This window comes from Thetidibacter halocola (genome assembly GCF_018224955.1).
Taxonomy (GTDB): Bacteria; Pseudomonadota; Alphaproteobacteria; order Rhodobacterales; family Rhodobacteraceae; genus Thetidibacter; species Thetidibacter halocola.
Genome location: NZ_JAGTUU010000010.1, coordinates 115,600 through 134,457, shown reverse-complemented (window position 1 = coordinate 134,457; position 18,858 = coordinate 115,600). Strand labels below are relative to the sequence as shown.

Below are 18,858 nucleotides of genomic sequence, written 5' to 3'. Positions count from 1 at the left end.
GCCGGGGGACACCGACCTTGACCCGTATCCTGCCGCTTCTCATGCTGCTTGTGCTGCCCGTCCTGCCGCAAGGCGCGGCGGCGCAACAGGCGCGCCAGTTGCTGAACGGTTTGCGGGCAGAACAGGGACTGGGGCCGGTCGCGCCCTCGGACCGCCTGGAGGAGGCCGCGATGGTCCATGCGATGGACATGGCCGAGTCGCGCTTCTTCGGGCACGAGGGGAGCGACGGCAGCGATGTGGGCGCGCGGGTGACGCGCACCGGCTATGGCTGGTGCGCCGTGGCCGAGAACATCGCCCAGGGCCAGGGCAGCGTGGCCGAGGTGCTGGGCGCCTGGGCGCGGTCCGAACCGCACCGGCGCAACCTGCTGAATGCCGAAATCGTGGAATACGGCCTCGTGCGCGCGCCGGGCGATATCTGGGTGCTGGTGCTGGGTCGCGACGGCTGCTGAGCCTGCCGGCCCGCCGGGGTCATGCCCCGGGCGTCTTCATCGCCTTGCCCGCCACGTAGGTCGCCGCCACCGCGCGGTCGTCGCCCATCATGATCGTCGGGAACAGCGCCTCCCAAAGGTCGTGCGCCCGCGCCGCGCGCTGCGCGATGGCGGGGGTCGAGGCCAGATCGATCACGATGAAATCGGCCTCGCGTCCCACCTCCAGCCCACCCACCCGGTCCGCCATGCGCATCGCGCGGGCCGAGCCCTCGGTCGCCAGCCACCACAACTGTGCCGGGTGCAGCGGTATGCCCCGAAGCTGTCCGATCTCGTAGGCCGCCGCCATCGTGCGCAGCATCGAAAAGGATGACCCACCCCCCGTATCGGTCGCCAGCCCGACGCGCGCTCCGGACGTCGCCAGCCCCATGTCGAACAGGCCCGACCCGATAAAGGTGTTCGAAGTCGGGCAATGGATCAACGAGGCGCCGACCTCTGCCAGCCGGTCGCGCTCGCGCGGTTCCAGGTGGATCGCGTGGCCGTAGAGGCCGCGTTCGCCCAGCAGGCCATACGCCTCGTAGGTGTCCAGATAGTCCCGCGCCTGCGGGAACAGCGACCGGACCCAGGCGATCTCGTCCAGCTGTTCCGACAGGTGTGTCTGCATCAGGCAGCCGGAGTTCTCGGCCCAGAGCGCCCCCAGCGCCTCCAGCTGTTCGGGCGTCGAGGTGGGCGAGAAGCGCGGCGTGATGACATATTCGGCCCGGCCCCGCCCATGCCAGCGCTCGAGCAGCGCCTTCGACTGGTCATGGGCGGTCTGTGCGGTGTCCCGCAGCCCCTCGGGCGCGTTGCGGTCCATGCAGGTCTTGCCCGCCGCGACGCGCATCCCCCGCGCCTCTGCCGCCGCAAAGAACGCATCGACCGAAGCCGGGTGGATCGTGCAGTAGGAACAGACGGTCGTGGTGCCGTTGGCCAGCAGCAGGTCAAGGTAGCGTCCGGCCACCTCGGCCGCGTAAGCCGGGTCATCGAAGCGCATTTCCTCGGGGAAGGTATAGGTGTTCAGCCAGTCGATCAGCCGCTTGCCCCAGCTGGCGATGATGCCGGTCTGCGGGTAATGCGCATGCGCGTCCACGAACCCGGCAGAGATCAGCCGCGCGCCGTGGTCGACGATCCCGGCTCCCGGATGCGCCGCGCGCAGATCGTCCGCCGTGCCGATCGCCGCGATGCGGCGGTCCTGCACCAGGACCCCGCCCCGGCTGTCGTGCCGCGCGGCTTCGGGCCCGTCGACAAGGGGATCGCCATAAAATCGGATCGTCTGTCCAAGATGCAGTTGCGCCATGATCCCTCCTGTCGTCGGGCGCAGCCTATGCGCGGCGCGGGCGCAGGACAATCCGGCCTTGCCCCCCGGTATGGGGAATGGCATCCCAAGTGGAGCGACAGGAGGGCGCCCATGCTGGACGAAACCGAACTGACGACCGCCGAGGCCGACGACTCCTACGCGCTGGATCGCAAGGCTGTCGCGCGCATCCTGCATGCCGTGGACATCGGCGACCGTGATCAGCTGGTCGACCTGATGGAGCCGCTGCACGCCGCCGACATCGCCGACCTGCTGGAACAGATCAACGCCTTCGACCGGATCCGGCTGATCAAGCTCTACGACAAGGAATTCGACGGCGAGATCCTGTCGGAACTCGACGAGACGATCCGCGAGGAAGTCATCGGTATCCTCACGCCGCAGGTTCTCGCCGACGCCGTGCGCGAGATGGAAAGCGACGATGTCGTCGACCTGCTCGAGGATCTCGAGGACGAGCAGAAGGAGGCGATTCTCGGCGCGCTCGAAGACAGCGACCGTGTCGCCGTCCAGCAATCGCTGACCTATCCGGAATACTCCGCCGGCCGCCTGATGCAGCGCGAGGTGGTGATGGCCCCCGAGCACTGGAACGTCGGCGAGGCCATCGACTACCTGCGCAACACCGAGGACCTGCCGGCGCAGTTCTACCACGTCACGCTGGTCGACCCGAAACTGCGCCCGGTGGGCAACGTGACGCTGGGCCGGCTGATGGCGTCGCGGCGCGAGGTGCTGTTGAAATCGCTGGTCGAGGACACGTTCCACATCATCAACGTCCTGCAATACGAAGGCGATGTGGCCTATGCCTTCAACCAGTATCACCTGATCTCGGCCCCGGTGGTGGACGAGAACGACCGGCTGGTGGGCGTCATCACCATCGACGACGCCATGGCCGTGCTGGACGAGGAACACGAGGAGGACATCCTGCGCCTCGCCGGCGTGGACGAGGAAAGCCGCATCTCGGACAGTGTGTTCGAGACGACCAAGCGGCGTTTCCCGTGGCTGGCGGTGAACCTGCTGACGGCGGTGCTGGCCAGCCTCGTGATCGCCCAGTTCGAGGCCGCGATCACGCAGGTCGTGGCGCTGGCGGTGCTGATGCCCATCGTCGCCTCGATGGGTGGCAATGCCGGCACGCAAAGTCTGACCGTGGCGGTGCGCGCGCTGGCGACCAAGGATCTGACCGGGTCGAACCTGTGGCGCGTCATCCGCCGCGAGGTGCTGGTTGGCGCGGTTAACGGCATCGCCTTTGCCGTCATCATGGGGATCGTGGGGCTGGTCTGGTTCGGTTCGCCGGCGCTGGGCGGGGTGATTGCCACGGCGATGGTGGTCAACCTGGTCGTTGCGGGCCTGGCGGGCATCGTGATTCCGGTCGTGCTGGAAAAGGCCGGGGTCGACCCGGCGCTGGCCTCGGGCGCCTTCGTGACCACGGTGACGGACGTGGTGGGCTTCTTCGCGTTCCTCGGCCTCGCGGTGGTGGTCCTGCTGTGAGCGATCTGGCAGCGCGCAAGAAAGCCGCCCGCGAGGCAGCGTTCCAGCGCCGAAAGGCGGCGTATGAAGCACGACGCGGTGGCGAGGCAGGGTATTTGAGCACGATACTCGCCGGGTATCGCGGTGTGCCGCTGTCGGGCTTCCTGCCGATCCGGACAGAGATCGACCCGCGCCCGGCGATGGTCGAGGCCGCAGCCCACGGCCCCGTGGCCGTGCCGGTGATCGACGGCCCCGGCCTGCCGCTGCGCTTTGCCCGGTGGGAGCCGGACATGCCGCTGGTGCCCGGCCCCTTCGGTGCGGCCATCCCTGCCGCGCCCGAGTTCCTCGAGCCCGAGATCCTCATCGTGCCGCTGCTGGCCTTCAATCGGGCAGGCGGGCGGCTGGGTTATGGTGGCGGGTTCTATGACCGGACGCTGGAGCGGTTGCGCGCGGCGCGGCCAACGCTGGCGCTGGGCTTTGCCTTTGCCGCGCAGGAGGATCCGAACCTGCCGCTGGAGCCGACCGACCAGCCGCTGGACCTGATCGTGACCGAACAGGGCATCATCGAGCCACTACGCCGCAGTTGACGGCGGACAGTGTCGGGCTCAGGCTGAAAGCTCTCGGAGAGGAGCCGCCGATATGCCCAGACTCGCCCTTGCCTGCCTGTTCCTGCCGCTGGCCCTTGCCGCCTGCGCGACCCTGAACCAGGATCAATGCGTCTCGGGCGACTGGCGCGAGATCGGCCAGCGAGACGGGCAAAACGGTCGCACGGCCGACTACATCGCCCAGCACGTCAAGGCCTGCGCCGAATATGGCGTCACCCCGGACCGCACCGCATGGGAACAGGGCCGCAAGACCGGCCTGACCGCCTATTGCACCCCCGCCCGCGCCTATGACGAGGGCCGCGATGGCCGTTCGCTGTCGCCGGTCTGTCCGGCCTCCAGCCTGCCCGCGCTGACGGCGGCACATGCCAAGGGGCGCGAATACCTGTCCCTGACGAACCAGATCCGCGAGTTGCGGGACGAAATTTCCGACCTCAACCGCGAGATGGCCACGGCCGATCCGGCGCAGCGCGCGCGGATCTTCGCCCGGATCAACATGCTGAACGCGCGGCTGATGACCGTCGAAGCACGGCGTCAGGCCTATACCTGGCCCTGACCAGCTACAGCGCCCGCCAGCCGATATCGCGGCGGAAGAACCCCTGCGGCCAGTCCACCGCCTCGGCCAGCGCATAGGCGCGGTCGCGGGCCTCTTGCAGCGTCGCGCCGCGCGCCGTGGCGTTCAGCACACGACCGCCCGTCGCCACCACCGCGCCGTCGCGTTCTGCGGTGCCAGCGTGGAACATCTGGTGAGAGCTGTCCTCGGGCAGCCCGTCCAGGCCACCGATCACGGTACCCTTTTCGTAGCTGCCCGGATAGCCCTGCGCCGCCAGCACCACCGTCATCGCGTGGTCGTCGGCCCAGTTCACCGAGCACCCGGCCAGCCGACCGTCGGCGCAGGCATGGATCAGGTCGAAGGCCTGCGCGCCAAGACGCATCATCAGCACCTGGCATTCCGGGTCGCCGAAGCGGACATTGTATTCCACCAGCCGGGGCTGGCCGTCCAGAATCATCAGCCCGACATAAAGAACGCCTTGGTAAGGCATGCCGCGCCGGGCCATTTCCGCCATGGTGGGCTTCACGATCTCGTCCAGCGCCTTGCGCGTGACCTCGTCATCCATGATCGGCGCGGGCGAATAGGCGCCCATGCCGCCGGTATTGGGGCCTGTGTCGCCGTCGCCCACGCGCTTGTGGTCCTGCGCGGTGCCGATGGGCAGCACCGTCTCTCCATCGACGAGGACGAAAAAGGACGCTTCTTCGCCCTGCATGAACTCCTCGATCACCACCTCGGCGCCCGCACCGCCAAAGGCGCCGCCGAACATGTCGTCGATGGCGGAGCAGGCCTCGTCGACCGTCTGGGCGATGATGACTCCCTTGCCGGCGGCCAGACCGTCGGCCTTGACCACGATCGGCACGCCCTGCGCCCTGACATGGGCCTTGGCGGCCTCGGCGTCGGAAAAATGGCCGTAGGCGGCGGTTGGCGCGCCCGCCGCGTCGCAGATTGCCTTGGTGAAGGCCTTGGACGCCTCGAGCTGCGCCGCTGCCTTGCTGGGACCGAAGACCAGGAACCCGGCCTCGCGCAGGCGGTCGCTGACGCCCGCCGCCAGCGGCGCCTCGGGGCCGACGATCACCAGGTCGATGGCGTTCTCGTTCGCGAACTCGGCCACCACGCCGCCATCCTCGATATCGAGCGCCGCGCATTCGGCGATCAGGGCGATGCCGGCGTTGCCGGGGGCGACGATCAGCTTGTCGCATTTCGGGTTCTGCATGGTGGCCCAGGCCAGCGCATGTTCGCGTCCGCCGCCGCCCAGGATGAGGATGTTCATGGAGCGCCCTTCTCAAGATGACTCGGCGCACTTCTAGACGTGGATGCGGCGAAGGGGAACCTTGCCCTGCGCGCTTGCCCGCGACAGGCTGGCGCAAACGGGGAGGATCGGGCATGCATCACGGCGACACTCTGCGCGAGGGCGAGACTGCACTGGTGGAATTGCCGCCCGAGGATGTCGGCCTGCGCTTCATCGGGGTGATCCGCACGCCCTTCCTGACGCGGGACGACTGTCCTCGGCAGGGGTGCGACGACGGGCCCGAATGCCGGCTGGAACTGGACCCGCGATTCGCCCCGGCGCTGGACGGGATCGAGACCTTTCCCCGGATCGAGGTGCTGTATTGGCTGCACGAGGCGCGGCGCGACCTGCTGACGCAAAGCCCGAAATCGGACGGCGCGGTCCGCGGCACGTTTTCCCTGCGCTCGCCGCTGCGGCCCAATCCCATCGGCACCTCCAGCGTGCGGCTGATCCGGCGCGAGGGGCCGGTGCTGGTGGTGCGAGGGCTCGACTGCCTGGACGGCACGCCCTTGCTGGACATCAAACCCGACCGCTGCGCCTGGACGCCCGAAGCGCCGCCAAAGCCCGCAGGGTGATTTCCGAAATGCCTGAAAATTGGGCGAAAACCGATTGATCGCTCACCGTTTGTGCGGAATGCCCGGTTTGCGGGCAGTCTTTGCCTGCTGCCGGAGGGCAGCCTTGCGACTCTGACGCCGCTGCCCCGTGATTGGATCAAAAGACGGCGGAGGACGGACCCATTCCCTACGACACGGCACAGACGGCGCGGCCCGCCATCGCCCCCCAGCGGGCGAAGGGCAAGGCGTACCTGGCCGTCAAGCGGCGCGGGGACAAGTCGGTCATCCGGGATCTCGCGATGGCGGGCAGCGCCAAGCTGCTGTTCCCGCGCGGGGCCGGTCCGATGCTTGACGCGGTCTTTCTGAATTCGGCCGGGGGCGTGACCGGGGGCGACGACTTCTCCCTGTCGGCGTCCGTGGATGACGGGGCCTCCCTCCGCCTGAGCACGCAGGCGGCGGAGCGTATCTATCGCGCTCCACCCGACAGCGCCCCCGGCCGGATCGACACACGCCTGACGGCGGGGCAGGGCGCCGCCCTGCACTGGCTACCACAGGAGACCATCCTTTTCGACGGCGCCGCCCTGGACCGCCGCCTGCGGATCGAGATGGCGGCGGATGCCCGCGTCATCGCCTGCGAGACGCTGATCTTCGGCCGCGCTGCGATGGGCGAGAGTGTGCACGACCTGCGGCTGAGCGACCGGATTGACCTGATCCGCGACGGTCGGTTGGTGCTGGCCGACCGGTTGCGCCTTGTGGGCAATGCGGCGGCGCAATTGGGTCGCCTGACGGGCGGCGCGCTGGCCGTGGCCTCGGTCGCGGTGGCGGCGCCGGGCGTCGCGGCGATGCTGGATGCCCTGCGCGCCCAACTGCCTGCGACCGCCGGGGCCAGCGCGCTGGACGACGGCCTGATCTTCGTGCGCCTGGTGGCCGAGGACGGCTACGTCCTGCGGCAAAGCCTTGTTCCCTTGCTGCGCCTGCTGGCGCAGGACGATCTTCCCCGACCCTGGATGCTGTAGACGATGAACCTGACGCCAAGAGAAAAAGACAAGCTGCTGATTGCCATGGCCGCCGAGGTGGCGCGCAGGCGCCTCGCCCGCGGGGTCAAGCTGAACCACCCCGAGGCGATCGCCCTGATCACCGACGCGGTGGTCGAGGGGGCCCGCGACGGGCGCAGCGTGGCCGAGATGATGCAGGCCGGCGCGCAGGTCATTACACGAGAGCAATGCATGGAGGGCGTGCCCGAGATGATCCACGAGGTTCAGGTCGAGGCAACCTTTCCCGACGGCACAAAGCTGGTGACCGTGCACAACCCGATCCGGTGAGGCAGGCGGGGTGAAACCCCGCCCTACGATCCGTTCCGACGACATCCAAGCAGACCCAAGGAGACCCCAGATGCGCTATGTTCCCCTCTTCGTCCTGATGGCCGGCCCGGCCCTGGCCCATCCCGGCGTGCATGTCCATCCGCATGACGGTGCAAGCTGGCTGACCGTGGCCGCCGCGCTGGCAGTTCTGGCGGTTGCGGGCGGCGTCGCGCTGGCCCGCGTGAAGGGCCGCTGATGATCCCCGGAGAGCTGTTCCCGGCCGAGGGCACGCTGACGCTCAACGCCGGGCGCGAGGCGACCACGCTGATGGTCGCCAACACCGGCGACAGGCCGGTGCAGGTGGGCAGCCACTATCATTTCGCCGAGGCCAACAGCGCGCTGGATTTCGACCGCGACGCGGCACGCGGCATGCGGCTGGACATTGCCGCCGGCACCGCCGTGCGGTTCGAGCCGGGACAGCGGCGCGAGGTTCAACTGATCCCGTTGTCGGGCGCGCGCAAGGTCTACGGCTTCAACCAGCAGGTGATGGGCGCGCTCTGACGCGCCGGCAACAGGGAGGACAAGCGATGCCGATCATGTCTCCGTTCGCGGTGAGCGCCGCGATGATGCGGATGCAGGGCGATCTCTGGGTTCGGAATGTCCGCATGTGGCAGGTGCTTTGCACCGCCGGCATGCGCCAGCAGGTCGCGCTGGCCGGGATGGGCCGAATCAGCCGCCCCGCGCCGCAACCCGCGCGTACCGGCGCGCTGCGTTCCGTCAAGCGAGCCGATACCGCACGCCGCAAACCCGCGAAATCGGCCGACATCGAGGCCGCCGATCCGGCCGAAAACCCGCACCTGCCGGTCTGAGCCCGCCAATGCCCGCCACGATCCTCTACACCGATCTTGCCGCGCGGGCACCCGTCACGGTGGCATCGTGACCGCCGGGGCGGAGGTGCGGCCGGTCCGGACCGAGGCGGATATCGCCGCGGTCAGGACCCTGGTCTGGGCCTTCTTCGACTTCCTGAGAGAGCGCTATCCCGACATGCTGGCCGAGATCGACGCGTATATCGAAGCCCAGGACGTGCAGGGCCAGCTGGAGCGATTTGCCGAGACCTTTCTGCCGCCCGCCGGTGACTGTTTTGTCGGCCGGCTCGACGACCTGCCCCTGGGATGCGTCATGCTGAAATCCAAGGGCGACGGCACATCCGAGATGAACCGGATGTATGTCGCCCCCGAGGCGCGGGGCCACGGACTGGGCCGCAAGCTTGGCGAGGCTCTGATCGCGGCCGCCCGCGACCGGGGCGACCGGACGCTCTTTCTCGACGCGCTCTACCGTCATGTCGAGGCGCTGCCGCTCTATGAGTCCCTTGGCTTTGAACGCTATACCGATCCGGATGCCGTCGGCGGCGACGATGGCCGGTTCATCCACATGAAACTCGATCTGACCTGAGGACGCGAGATGCCCGCCACGATTTCCCGCCGCGACTATGCCGCCATGTTCGGACCCACCACGGGCGACCGGCTGCGCCTGGCCGATACCGACCTGATCATCGAGGTCGAGCGCGACCTGACCGCCGAGGCGGTGGGCGCCGCGATGACCGGTGGCTCGGGCGGCAACAGCGCCGTCTACGGTGAAGAGGTCAAGTTCGGTGGCGGCAAGGTGATCCGCGACGGCATGGGCCAGGCTCAGACGACGCGGGCCGAGGGCGCTGTGGATACCGTCATCACCAACGCGCTGATCGTTGATCATACCGGCATCTACAAGGCCGATGTCGGCCTCAGGGACGGGCGCATCGCTGCCATCGGCAAGGCAGGCAACCCCGATACCCAGCCGGGCGTGACCATCATCGTGGGCCCGGGAACCGAGGCCATCGCAGGCGAGGGGCGCATCCTGACGGCGGGCGGCTTTGACAGCCATATCCATTTCATCTGCCCGCAACAGATCGACGACGCGCTGCATTCCGGCCTGACCACCATGCTGGGTGGCGGCACCGGCCCCGCGCATGGCACGCTGGCCACCACCTGCACCCCCGGCCCCTGGCATATCGGGCGGATGTTGCAGGCGGCTGACGCCTTTCCGATGAACCTGGCCTTTGCCGGTAAGGGCAACGCTTCGCTCCCCGCCGCGCTGATCGAGCAGATCAAGGGCGGCGCCTGCGCGCTGAAACTGCATGAAGACTGGGGCACCACGCCGGGCGCCATCGATTGCTGCCTGTCGGTGGCGGACGACTGGGACGTGCAGGTGATGATCCACACCGACACGCTGAACGAATCCGGTTTTGTCGAGAACACCGTGAAGGCGATGAAGGGCCGCACGATCCACGCCTTCCACACAGAGGGGGCGGGGGGTGGCCACGCGCCGGATATCATCCGGATCTGCGGCGAGGAGTTCGTGCTGCCAAGCTCGACCAACCCGACGCGGCCCTACACGGTCAACACGCTCGAGGAACATCTCGACATGCTGATGGTCTGCCACCATCTCGACAAGTCGATCCCCGAGGACGTGGCATTCGCCGAAAGCCGCATACGGCGCGAGACCATCGCCGCGGAGGACATCCTGCACGACATGGGCGCGTTTTCGATCATCGCGTCGGACAGCCAGGCGATGGGCCGTGTGGGCGAGGTCATCATCCGCACCTGGCAGACCGCCGACAAGATGAAGAAGCAACGCGGACGGCTCTCGGATGAAACCGGCGACAACGACAATTTCCGCGTCCGCCGCTATATCGCGAAATACACGATCAACCCGGCTATCGCCCACGGCATCGCGCATGAGATCGGCAGTATCGAAGTGGGCAAGCGCGCCGACCTCTGCCTCTGGTCGCCGGCCTTCTTTGGGGTCAAGCCCGAGATGGTGCTGCTGGGCGGCACCATCGTCATGGCGCAGATGGGCGACCCCAACGCCTCTATCCCGACGCCGCAGCCGGTCTATTCGCGGCCGATGTGGGGCGCCTATGGCCGGTCCGTCGAGAACTCGGCCGTCACCTTCGTGTCCGAGGCGGCGCAGGCCGAAGGCATCGGCAAGGCGCTGGGCCTCGCCAAGCAGACGCTTGCGGTGAAGAACACGCGCGGCATCGGCAAGAAGGACCTCAAGCTGAATACCGCGACCCCGCGTGTCGAGGTGAACCCCGAAACATACGAGGTGCGCGCCGATGGCGAGTTGCTGACCTGCGAACCGGCCAGTGTCCTGCCCATGGCGCAGCGCTATTTCCTGTTCTGAAACGGCCGGGCAAGGTAAGTTCCGACGACGGAACTTGCAGCACTCCTGCAAGCCTTCTGCCCGTACCGCTCCCCCTCCGAGACGAGGTCGACGATGCTCACCGCCCATATCTATCACCCGCACGCCCATGCAGCGCTGTCCGACCGGCTGATCCTGACCTACGAGGACCGTTTCCTGCGGCGCAAGGTGCTGGTCCTGGCCTCGGGCGGGACGATCCTGGTGGACCTGCCCAAGACGACCTCGCTGGATCACGGCGGGGTCCTGGTGACAACCGACGGGCGCGAGATCGCCATCGAGGCGGCAGTGGAGCCGCTCTTGCAGGTCACTGGCCCCGACCTGCCGCGTCTCGCCTGGCACGTCGGCAACCGCCACACGCCCTGCCAGATCGAGACGGCGCGCCTGCTGATCCAGCCTGACCACGTCATCGCCGACATGCTGGTGCGTCTTGGCGCACGGGTGGACGAGGTGGCAGAACCCTTCACCCCCGAGGGCGGCGCATACGGCCACGGGCGTACGCATGGGCATGACCATTCCCACGGCCACGGCCCGCATGACCAGACGCATGATCACGGCCATGACCACTGACCCGCACCTGACCCTGCACCAGCTGTTCTCGCCGGCCTTTCCGGTGGGGGCATTCGCCTGGTCGCACGGGCTGGAAACCGCGATCCAGGAGGGGACGGTGCACGACGCCGCCACGCTGCGTGTCTGGCTGGAGACTGTCCTGAGTCACGGCGCGGGATGGTCCGACGCGGTGCTTTGCGCGCAGGCGGCGACAGGTCGCGACTCGGCGGAACTGTCTGAACTCGCCTCTGCCCTGACCCCGTCGAAAGAGCGCCGTGCCGAGACGATGGAACAGGGCCGCGCCTTTGCCGCCACGGTCCGGGCGGTCTGGGGCGCGGATGTTCCCGACGCGGCCTATCCTGTCGCCGTGGGCTGCGCGCTGCGGGCGCTGGACCTGCCGGTGGCGGACGGGCTACGCCTGATCCTTCAGGCCTTTGCCGCCAACCTGACCAGCGCGGGCGTTCGGCTGGTGCCGCTGGGCCAGACCGACGGGCAGCGTATCACGCTGGCCTTGGCGCCGCTTTGCGCGGCTCTGGCAGAGCGCGCCTTGACGGCGGACCTCGATGAGATCGGCGGTTTTGCGCCGCTGATCGACGTGGCGTCGATGCGTCACGAGACCCTTTATTCCCGCATCTTCCGTTCCTGAGGTGATCCCATGACCAGCCCCAACGGCCCTCTCCGCGTTGGCATCGGCGGCCCTGTCGGTGCCGGCAAGACCACGCTGACCGCCGCGCTTTGTTCCGCGCTGCGCGACCGCGTCAGCATGGCGGTGGTGACGAACGACATCTACACGTCCGAGGACGCCGAGGAGCTGATGCGGCGGCAGGTCCTGCCGCTGGACCGGATCAAGGGGGTCGAGACCGGGGGCTGCCCGCATACCGCGATCCGCGAGGACGCCTCAATCAACCTTGCCGCCATCGCCGAGCTGAACGCGCTGCATCCCGACCTTGACCTGATCCTGATCGAGTCTGGCGGCGACAACCTGTCGGCGACCTTCTCACCGGAACTGGCGGACGTGACACTCTATGTCATCGACACCGCGGCGGGAGAGGAGATCCCGCGCAAGGGCGGGCCGGCGATCACCAAATCCGACCTGCTCATCATCAACAAGACCGACCTTGCCCCGCATGTGGGGGTGTCGCTGGAGGTGATGGAGCGTGACGCGCGGCGGATGCGCGCGGGCCGACCCTTTGTCTTCACGCAGATGCGGCACGGAAAGGGCGTGGACGAGGTCATTGCCCATCTCTGCGCGATCGGCGGGCTGGCGCTGCGCGAACCCGCCGACTAGCGCGTGTCGTGCAATACGGGAGTCAGTCAACCATGCGAACGGCGAATACATGGCAAGCCCTGCCGTGCACGGTAGACTGAAGGCCTGTTTCGAATTGAATGCGCCCCGCCCCGATCAGGCGGCGACCGTGTCGGCCTCGCCGTCGCTTTGCGCGGCGCGCAGGCCCGGAGCCCGCGCGGTGACGCAAAGCGAGGCCACGTCCTGGCCGCGATCCTGCCGCAGCACGCAGGGCACCATGGCGGTTTCGACAAAGCCCGCCTCGGCCAGCAGCCCCGCGACGTAATCGCGAGAATGGGCAAAGCGGCGGCTGTCGCGCAGGGTGATGGGATCTTGGCCTTCCTCGACGGTAAAGGCCAGCCAGCCGCCGGGTGCCAGCGATCCCGCGCACCAGCCGATGACCCGCTCCAGCGCGCCGAGATAGATGAAGACGTCGGCCGCCACGATCAGATCATGGAGCGCGCCGTCCAGTTCCAGCGTTCCGATGTCGCGCTTGTCCAGTTGGTCGTAGACGCGCTTGGCTTCGGCCTTGGCCAGCATGGCGCGGGACAGGTCCATCCCGTCGAGCCGGTCGCAGAATGGGCGCAACGCGACCCCCATCAGGCCGGTGCCGCAGCCCAGGTCCATCGCATGGGCCGCGTGGCGGAACCCGGCAGCGCGCAGCGCGTCCAGCAGCAGGTCGGGACCGCGATAGGACAGCTTTTCCACCAAGGCGTGCTCGAAGCGCGGCGCGTACTGGTCGAACAGGGTTTCGACAAAGGCGGGCGGCAGGCTTTCGACCACGGGCACCTTGCGCACCAGGTCGCGTTTCACCCCGGCGCCCAGCGGGTCGGCAGGGTCGGAGTGCACGGCGCGGTCCCAGGCGGCCGCCGCATCTGCGGTGCGGCCGGCGGCCTCGAGGTAGGTGCCCAGCACGAACCAGCCCGCGGCCCAGCCCGGGGTGAGCGCGAGCGCGCCCTCCATGACCTCGATGGCGGCGGCGTGGTCGCCCATCTGGGCGAGCGTTTCGGCAAAGGCGGCGCGGCGGTCGGCGGCCGGGTCGCCGGACGGAAACAGGGTGGCGGTCATCGCAAGGTCTGTCCAAGAGGCCCGCTCATTGACCGAAGGAGGCCAAGCGGCGGGACACGCTGCGGCGCCATCGGCCCGCATCGGAGCGGCAGGTATTCGCGTCGCAGGCGGCTGTCAACGGGGCTGTGGAAGACGCCTCAGTCGATGCCGTTCGCCCGTTGCAGCGCCCGCACATAGGCGACGATCCCGGCCACGTCGGCGCGGGTCAGGCCGTCGACCGGGGGCATGTCGCCGAAGGTCCAGTGATGTGCCCGGACGCCGCGCAGGACGGCCAGCTGAAAGGATTCGTCGCCGTGATGCGACGGCTCGTAGATGCGATGCACCAGCGGCGGTGCAATGCCGTCCCGCCCGGCGGCGTTCTGGCCATGACAGGTTGCGCATTTCGCGGCAAAGGCCGACTCTCCGATCCGTGCCTCGGGCAGCAGGCTGTCGGGCAGGGAGACCTGCACGAGGGCGCCTCCGGCCGTCGCGGCGGCGCCCTGTGGCGCGGGCCCGGCCTGCGGGCGCAGCAGGATCACGGCGAGGGCCGCAAGGGCGGCGGCGCCGGCAATCGGCAGAATGCGGTTCATCATGTCCTTGTCCCCAGTTCAGAACCATCACCTAGGCGTTCCAGCGGGGGGAAGGTCAACCCCTTGGAATCGTTGGGTGTCGGGGTGCAACGAAAAAAGGGCGGGGTGAAATGCCCCGCCCTTCGTCATTTCCTTGGCTCTTGGTTTCAGGCGGCCCGCGGCACCTCGGCGTCCTCGGCGCGCCCCATGAAGGTGTCGTGAAGCGCCTTCACGCTGCGGTCGAAATCATCGCGCCCGATGACGAATTGCGCATCCACCGTGCGTGTCGTCTGGTGCGCGCTGATGACATCGACGCCAGCCTCGCGCAGCGCGCCAAGGCCCCGTTCCAGCACGTGCAACCCGCGCAGGTCGCGGCCGATGACCGAGACAATGGCGGTCTGCCGCGTCGAGATATCGGCGCTGGGAAATGCCTCGCCCAGGTCGCGCTGGACCTTGCGCAGCTTGGACAGCGGCGCGTCCACGTAATGCGTGATCGTGTTGGCGTTCGATGTCTTGGAGACGATGCGCACCTTGTGGCGGGTCAGTGCCTCGAGCACGGCGGCGTCATAGCCCTTGACCCCCACCATGTCCTGTTCGAACAGTTCCAGCCCCCAGGTCTCCAGCCCGGTGACGATCTCGGCCACGCCGCGTTCGGCCTCGGCCTCGTCGATCAGCGTGCCAGGGTCGTCAGGCTCGAAGGCGTTGGTCACGCGCAGCGGCACCTCGGCCTGGCGCAGCGCCTTGGCGGCGGTGGGGTGGATCGCCTCCATCCCCATGTTGGCCAGCTGGTCGGCCACGTCGTAGTTGGTGTGCCCCAGCTTGCGCACGTTCTCGGCACCCACCAGCTTTGGATCCGCCGAGGACAGGTGGAATTCCTTGTGGATGATTGCCTCGGCCGCGCGGGTCTGCGCCGCGATTTCCGAGAATGTAACCTCGGAATAGCCGCGGTCATACTTGTTCATCAGCCCCTCGCGGCATTGCGCATAGCCGGTGACGATGGGCATCTCGGTCGACAGGTCGATATCGGCCAGCCCGTCCGCGATCCGGTCGGACAGCGACATCTCGCGCTCGTCCCGCCAGCCCGACAGGTCGACGAACCGGGCATTCACGCCTGCCCGCCGCAGCCGCAGCACGGTGACGAAGGCCGATTGCGCCTCGCCCAGGCCGGACAGCAACTCGCGTGTCAGGGCCATGTGCTCGGACAGGCGGAAATGGCCATAGGAGCACAGGCGTTGCAGGTCGATCAGGCAGGACCGCGCGCCCTCGATCCGCTCGCGCAGGAAATCCCGCGCCTCGGCCCGGTCGCCGGGATGGTCGAGCACGGCCTCCTGCGCCTCGCGCATCGCCTCTTCGGCGCGGCTGAGCGCGCCGTGCCAGCCGTGATCGGCCGTTTCGTCCGAGAAATGGGCGTAGACGCCCGGTTCGCCGGTCTTCTTGTGTTCCAGCAGCAGGTTCGTGATCCCGCCAAAGGCGGAGACCACGAAGATGCGGTTATACTCGGGGTTTTCGACCCTGAAGAGCGGCTCAAGCAACTCGTTCAGGCGCGACATCGACGTGCCGCCGATCTTTTCGACCGTGTGTTTTCGGCTGTCCATGTCGGGCCTCACGCCAGTTCCTCGGCCGGGGCATAGCTGCCGTCGGCGCGGTGCACCTCGGTCCCCGTGACCGGCGGGTTGAAGCAGCAGGCCATGAACAGTTCCTCGTCCGCCTTCAGCGTGTGGCGGTCGTGCTGGTCCAGCGCATACATCGTGCCGGGCTTGATGCGGTGCGTCTGGCCGGTCTTGAGATCGGTTATGCTGCCCGAGCCCTTCATGCAATAGACGCTCTCGAAGTGGTTCTTGTATTCGAACGTGTGTTCCGAGCCGGCCTCGAGCACGGTGATGTGGAACGAGAAGCCCATCCCGTCATTCGCCAGCAGCAGCCGCGTGCTGGACCATTTCGCGTCCGATACCACGCGGTCGGTGTCGTTCTTCTGGATGTCGTGAAAATCGCGTACGATCATTGTGTCACTCCGCTGCAATCAGTGTCTGTTGCGTCGCCTCGCGCGTAGCCTCGAGCAGGATGCCAAGGCCTTCGCGCAGGATCGTCTCGGGGGTGGTGAGCGGGGCAAGCACCTTGACGACCTCGTCCTCGGCGCCCGACGTCTCAATCACCAGGCCCTTGTCGAAGCAGCGCGCGCAGATGTCGCCCGCCAGGTCGCCAGAGCCCACGTCGACGCCCTGCATCAGGCCACGTCCCTTGAGGCGCGCGCCGGGGATCTCGTCGGCCACGGCCTGCAAACCGCTGGTAAGCAGCATCGCCTTTTCGGCCAGCGTCTTCTGGAAACTGTCGTCCTTCCAGAACTTCTCCAGCGCGACGCGGGCGGTCACGAAGGCATGGCTGTTGCCACGGAAGGTGCCGTTGTGCTCGGCCGGCTTCCAGATGTCGTGCTCGGGCTTGATCAGCAGGGCGGCAAAGGGCAGGCCCATGCCGCTGAACGACTTGGCCTGCGTGATCATGTCCGGCTCGATCCCCATGCCTTCGAACGAGAAATAGGTGCCGGTCCGGCCGCAGCCCGATTGGATGTCGTCGATGATCAGCAGCGCGCCATGTTCTTTCGCCAGCCGGGCGAGGCCGCGCAGGAAGTCCGCGCTGGCGGCGTTCAGACCGCCTTCGCCCTGCACCGGCTCGATGATGAAGGCGGCGGGGGCGTCGACGCCCGAGGACGGGTTGCCCAGCATCTGTTCGATGATGGTCAGGCTGTCCATGTCGTCGCCAAAAGCGCCCTCAAAGGGCATCCGCGCGACGCCGTTCAGCGCGGTGCCGGCACCGGCGCGCTTGCCCTCGTTGCCGGTCAGCGCCAGCGCGCCCATGGTCATGCCATGAAAGCCGTTGGTGAAGGAAATCACCGTGTCGCGGCCCGTCACCTTGCGCGCCAGCTTGATCGCGGCCTCGACGGCGTTGGTTCCGGTGGGGCCGGTCATCATCACCTTGTAGTCCATGCCGCGGGGACGCAGGATGATGTCTTCGAAAGCGTTCAGGAAGGCGGCCTTGGCGTCGGTGTGCATGTCCAGCGCATGGGTGATGCCGTCGCTGGCGATATAGTCGACCAGCGCCGCCTGCATGTCCGGGTCGTTGTGCCCGTAGTTCAGAGACGAGCAGCCCGCGAGGAAGTCGACGTAGCGGCGCCCCTTGTCGTCCCAGAGCTCGGAGCCCTTGGCTTTGGTGAACCGGGTGGGGAAGCTGCGGCAATAGCTGCGTGCTTCCGACTCGCGTCGGGTGAAGATGTCGTTGGTCATGTGAAGTCCTTTCGGAAAGGGGTCAGGCCGCGCGGCGGGCTGCGGCGGGGAAGGTGATCGTGACCATGTGCTCGGTCGCGTGCTTCCCCTGGAAATGGGTGTCGCGGGTGAAGTGCGCCTCTGCGTCAAGCAGGCCGCCCTGGCGGCGCGCCAGCTTTTTGAACAGGCCCCATGAGGCATCATTGTCGCGGGTGATCGTGGTCTTGAGGCGGCGCACGTCGCGGCATTCGCCGCGCGTCAGCAGCGCATCCAGCATGCGCCCGCCCAGACCAGCGCCCCGCGCCGTTTCGGACACGGCCACCTGCCAGACGAACAGCGTGTCGGCGTCCTGCGGCAGGACATAGGCGGAAATCCAGCCGACGATCTCGCCCCCGCGTTCCGCCACCACGCAGGTGTCGCGGAAGTGGTCGGCCTGAAGCAAGTTGCAATACATCGAATTCTCGTCGAGCGGCTTGCAGGCGCGGATCAGGTCCCAGATCGCGGCGCCATCCTCGCGCACGGGCTTGCGAAAGGTGATCGCGGCGGGCTTGTGGCTGGTCAGGTCTTTCACGCTGTCCTCGTCTGTTGCTTCGTTGTACTAAGTATGTTCCCGGGGTGGCATAGTTCAATAGGCAAAGCAAAATCAAGCCAGTTTGGTTTCCGTGATCTGATAAATTCCCTATAAGTATCTGAATATAAACGATTCAAAAATTACCCCTAGAAAGAAATGATTTGTCATGCTAAATAAATGCCATGCAAGCATTCGCAGAAAAGCAAAGTTTCCAACGTGGTTGTGATCGGGGCCCCTCGCGGCGTAGTCTGGCTTGGCCAAGACCGGACGACCCGATGGACCGCACCGACGACAGCCTGATCGCCATCCGCCGCATCCTGCGCGCGACCGAACTCTACGGCCGCAGGCTGGCCCGCGAGGCCGGGCTGACCGCCGTTCAGCTGCGTGTCCTGCAGATCGTCGATGAAAAGGGCCACGCCACGCCGACCGAGATCGCGACGCGGATGGGGGTGACGCAGGCCACCGTCTCGGCGCTGATCAAGAAACTTGAAGGCTTCGGGATGCTGGACCGCCAGCGCTCGGAAACCGACCGGCGACAGACCAACCTGATCATCACCGCGCAGGGACGCGACAAGGTGCACGGCGCGCCCGATGCGCTGCAACAGCGGTTCGTTCAGCGATTCGAGGCGCTGCCCGACTGGGAACAGGCGATGCTGGTCGCGGCGCTGGAACGGGTGGCAACGATGCTGGATGCCGAGGACATCGACGCCGCGCCGGTGCTGTCAGTGGGCGAAATCGTCCCGTCGCAGGGCGGCTGACACCGCCGCAGTTGCAATCGCGGCGCACCTCGGCAATCTGCGCCCATGAG

Annotated in this window: 24 protein-coding genes; 16 read left to right on the top strand and 8 right to left on the bottom strand. The window is 67.5% G+C overall.

Going from position 1 to position 18,858, the window contains the following annotated elements:
* Positions 1-17: 17 nt before the first annotated feature.
* A complete protein-coding gene (locus KB874_RS21295; protein WP_249200711.1) occupies positions 18-449 on the top strand; it encodes a CAP domain-containing protein in 432 nt (143 codons plus the stop codon).
* Positions 450-468: 19 nt separating this feature from the next.
* Here KB874_RS21295 and guaD read toward each other — a convergent pair whose 3' ends face one another.
* A complete protein-coding gene (gene guaD / locus KB874_RS21290) occupies positions 469-1,761 on the bottom strand; it encodes a guanine deaminase (protein WP_212538580.1) in 1,293 nt (430 codons plus the stop codon).
* A 111-nt stretch (positions 1,762-1,872) separates the two neighbouring features.
* On the opposite strand from guaD, the gene mgtE reads away from it, so the two are divergent.
* Genes mgtE through KB874_RS21275 form a run of 3 tightly spaced genes read left to right on the top strand, consistent with a single transcriptional unit; the run spans position 1,873 to position 4,395 of the window.
* Entirely contained in the window at positions 1,873-3,258 is a 1,386-nt protein-coding gene (mgtE, locus tag KB874_RS21285; RefSeq protein ID WP_212538579.1) for a magnesium transporter, read from the top strand.
* Complete coding sequence (locus KB874_RS21280) at positions 3,255-3,824, top strand: 5-formyltetrahydrofolate cyclo-ligase (protein WP_212538578.1); 570 nt, start codon at positions 3,255-3,257, stop codon at positions 3,822-3,824. Before mgtE ends, KB874_RS21280 begins: the two co-directional genes overlap by 4 nt.
* A gap of 52 nt (positions 3,825-3,876) precedes the next feature.
* A complete protein-coding gene (locus KB874_RS21275; protein ID WP_212538577.1) occupies positions 3,877-4,395 on the top strand; it encodes a DUF2799 domain-containing protein in 519 nt (172 codons plus the stop codon).
* A 4-nt stretch (positions 4,396-4,399) separates the two neighbouring features.
* On the opposite strand, the gene purD is transcribed toward KB874_RS21275, so the two are convergent.
* Positions 4,400-5,662 carry a phosphoribosylamine--glycine ligase gene (gene purD, locus KB874_RS21270; protein ID WP_212538576.1) on the bottom strand — a complete coding sequence of 421 codons (1,263 nt, stop codon included), beginning with the start codon at positions 5,660-5,662 and terminating at the stop codon, positions 4,400-4,402.
* Between the two features lie 113 nt (positions 5,663-5,775).
* On the opposite strand from purD, the gene tsaA reads away from it, so the two are divergent.
* From tsaA to ureG, 11 genes are all read left to right on the top strand, one after another.
* A complete protein-coding gene (gene tsaA / locus KB874_RS21265; protein WP_212538575.1) occupies positions 5,776-6,255 on the top strand; it encodes a tRNA (N6-threonylcarbamoyladenosine(37)-N6)-methyltransferase TrmO in 480 nt (159 codons plus the stop codon).
* Positions 6,256-6,386: 131 nt separating this feature from the next.
* Entirely contained in the window at positions 6,387-7,250 is an 864-nt protein-coding gene (locus tag KB874_RS21260; RefSeq protein WP_249200710.1) for an urease accessory protein UreD, read from the top strand.
* A 3-nt stretch (positions 7,251-7,253) separates the two neighbouring features.
* A complete protein-coding gene (locus KB874_RS21255) occupies positions 7,254-7,556 on the top strand; it encodes an urease subunit gamma (protein ID WP_212538574.1) in 303 nt (100 codons plus the stop codon).
* A 70-nt stretch (positions 7,557-7,626) separates the two neighbouring features.
* Positions 7,627-7,791, top strand: coding sequence for a hypothetical protein (locus KB874_RS21250; protein WP_212538573.1), 165 nt, complete (start codon positions 7,627-7,629; stop codon positions 7,789-7,791).
* Entirely contained in the window at positions 7,791-8,096 is a 306-nt protein-coding gene (locus tag KB874_RS21245; RefSeq protein WP_212538572.1) for an urease subunit beta, read from the top strand. Before KB874_RS21250 ends, KB874_RS21245 begins: the two co-directional genes overlap by 1 nt.
* 26 nt (positions 8,097-8,122) lie before the next feature.
* Entirely contained in the window at positions 8,123-8,404 is a 282-nt protein-coding gene (locus tag KB874_RS21240) for a hypothetical protein (protein ID WP_212538571.1), read from the top strand.
* Positions 8,405-8,471: 67 nt separating this feature from the next.
* On the top strand, positions 8,472-8,987 hold the full coding sequence (locus KB874_RS21235; protein WP_212538570.1) for a GNAT family N-acetyltransferase: 516 nt from the start codon (positions 8,472-8,474) through the stop codon (positions 8,985-8,987).
* 9 nt (positions 8,988-8,996) lie between these two features.
* On the top strand, positions 8,997-10,757 hold the full coding sequence (gene ureC, locus KB874_RS21230) for an urease subunit alpha (RefSeq protein ID WP_212538569.1): 1,761 nt from the start codon (positions 8,997-8,999) through the stop codon (positions 10,755-10,757).
* A gap of 93 nt (positions 10,758-10,850) precedes the next feature.
* A complete protein-coding gene (locus KB874_RS21225; protein ID WP_212538568.1) occupies positions 10,851-11,342 on the top strand; it encodes an urease accessory protein UreE in 492 nt (163 codons plus the stop codon).
* A complete protein-coding gene (locus KB874_RS21220; protein WP_212538567.1) occupies positions 11,332-11,967 on the top strand; it encodes an urease accessory protein UreF in 636 nt (211 codons plus the stop codon). Before KB874_RS21225 ends, KB874_RS21220 begins: the two co-directional genes overlap by 11 nt.
* 9 nt (positions 11,968-11,976) lie before the next feature.
* On the top strand, positions 11,977-12,609 hold the full coding sequence (gene ureG, locus KB874_RS21215; RefSeq protein WP_212538566.1) for an urease accessory protein UreG: 633 nt from the start codon (positions 11,977-11,979) through the stop codon (positions 12,607-12,609).
* Between the two features lie 114 nt (positions 12,610-12,723).
* On the opposite strand, the gene KB874_RS21210 is transcribed toward ureG, so the two are convergent.
* The 6 genes from KB874_RS21210 to ectA all read right to left on the bottom strand — a co-directional run bounded on the left by KB874_RS21210 (position 12,724) and on the right by ectA (position 18,041).
* Positions 12,724-13,674, bottom strand: coding sequence for a class I SAM-dependent DNA methyltransferase (locus tag KB874_RS21210; protein WP_212538565.1), 951 nt, complete (start codon positions 13,672-13,674; stop codon positions 12,724-12,726).
* Positions 13,675-13,811: 137 nt separating this feature from the next.
* Positions 13,812-14,243: a c-type cytochrome gene (locus KB874_RS21205; RefSeq protein WP_212538616.1), complete on the bottom strand. Its 432-nt coding sequence runs from the start codon at positions 14,241-14,243 to the stop codon at positions 13,812-13,814.
* Between the two features lie 146 nt (positions 14,244-14,389).
* Entirely contained in the window at positions 14,390-15,817 is a 1,428-nt protein-coding gene (locus KB874_RS21200) for an aspartate kinase (RefSeq protein ID WP_212538564.1), read from the bottom strand.
* A gap of 8 nt (positions 15,818-15,825) precedes the next feature.
* Positions 15,826-16,224, bottom strand: coding sequence for an ectoine synthase (locus KB874_RS21195; RefSeq protein ID WP_212538563.1), 399 nt, complete (start codon positions 16,222-16,224; stop codon positions 15,826-15,828).
* A gap of 4 nt (positions 16,225-16,228) precedes the next feature.
* Positions 16,229-17,500, bottom strand: coding sequence for a diaminobutyrate--2-oxoglutarate transaminase (gene ectB, locus KB874_RS21190; protein WP_212538562.1), 1,272 nt, complete (start codon positions 17,498-17,500; stop codon positions 16,229-16,231).
* Between the two features lie 22 nt (positions 17,501-17,522).
* Positions 17,523-18,041, bottom strand: a complete 519-nt coding sequence (gene ectA / locus KB874_RS21185) for a diaminobutyrate acetyltransferase (protein ID WP_212538615.1) — start codon at positions 18,039-18,041, stop codon at positions 17,523-17,525.
* Positions 18,042-18,325: 284 nt separating this feature from the next.
* On the opposite strand from ectA, the gene KB874_RS21180 reads away from it, so the two are divergent.
* Positions 18,326-18,808, top strand: a complete 483-nt coding sequence (locus tag KB874_RS21180; protein WP_212538561.1) for a MarR family winged helix-turn-helix transcriptional regulator — start codon at positions 18,326-18,328, stop codon at positions 18,806-18,808.
* The last annotated feature ends 50 nt before the right edge of the window (positions 18,809-18,858 follow it).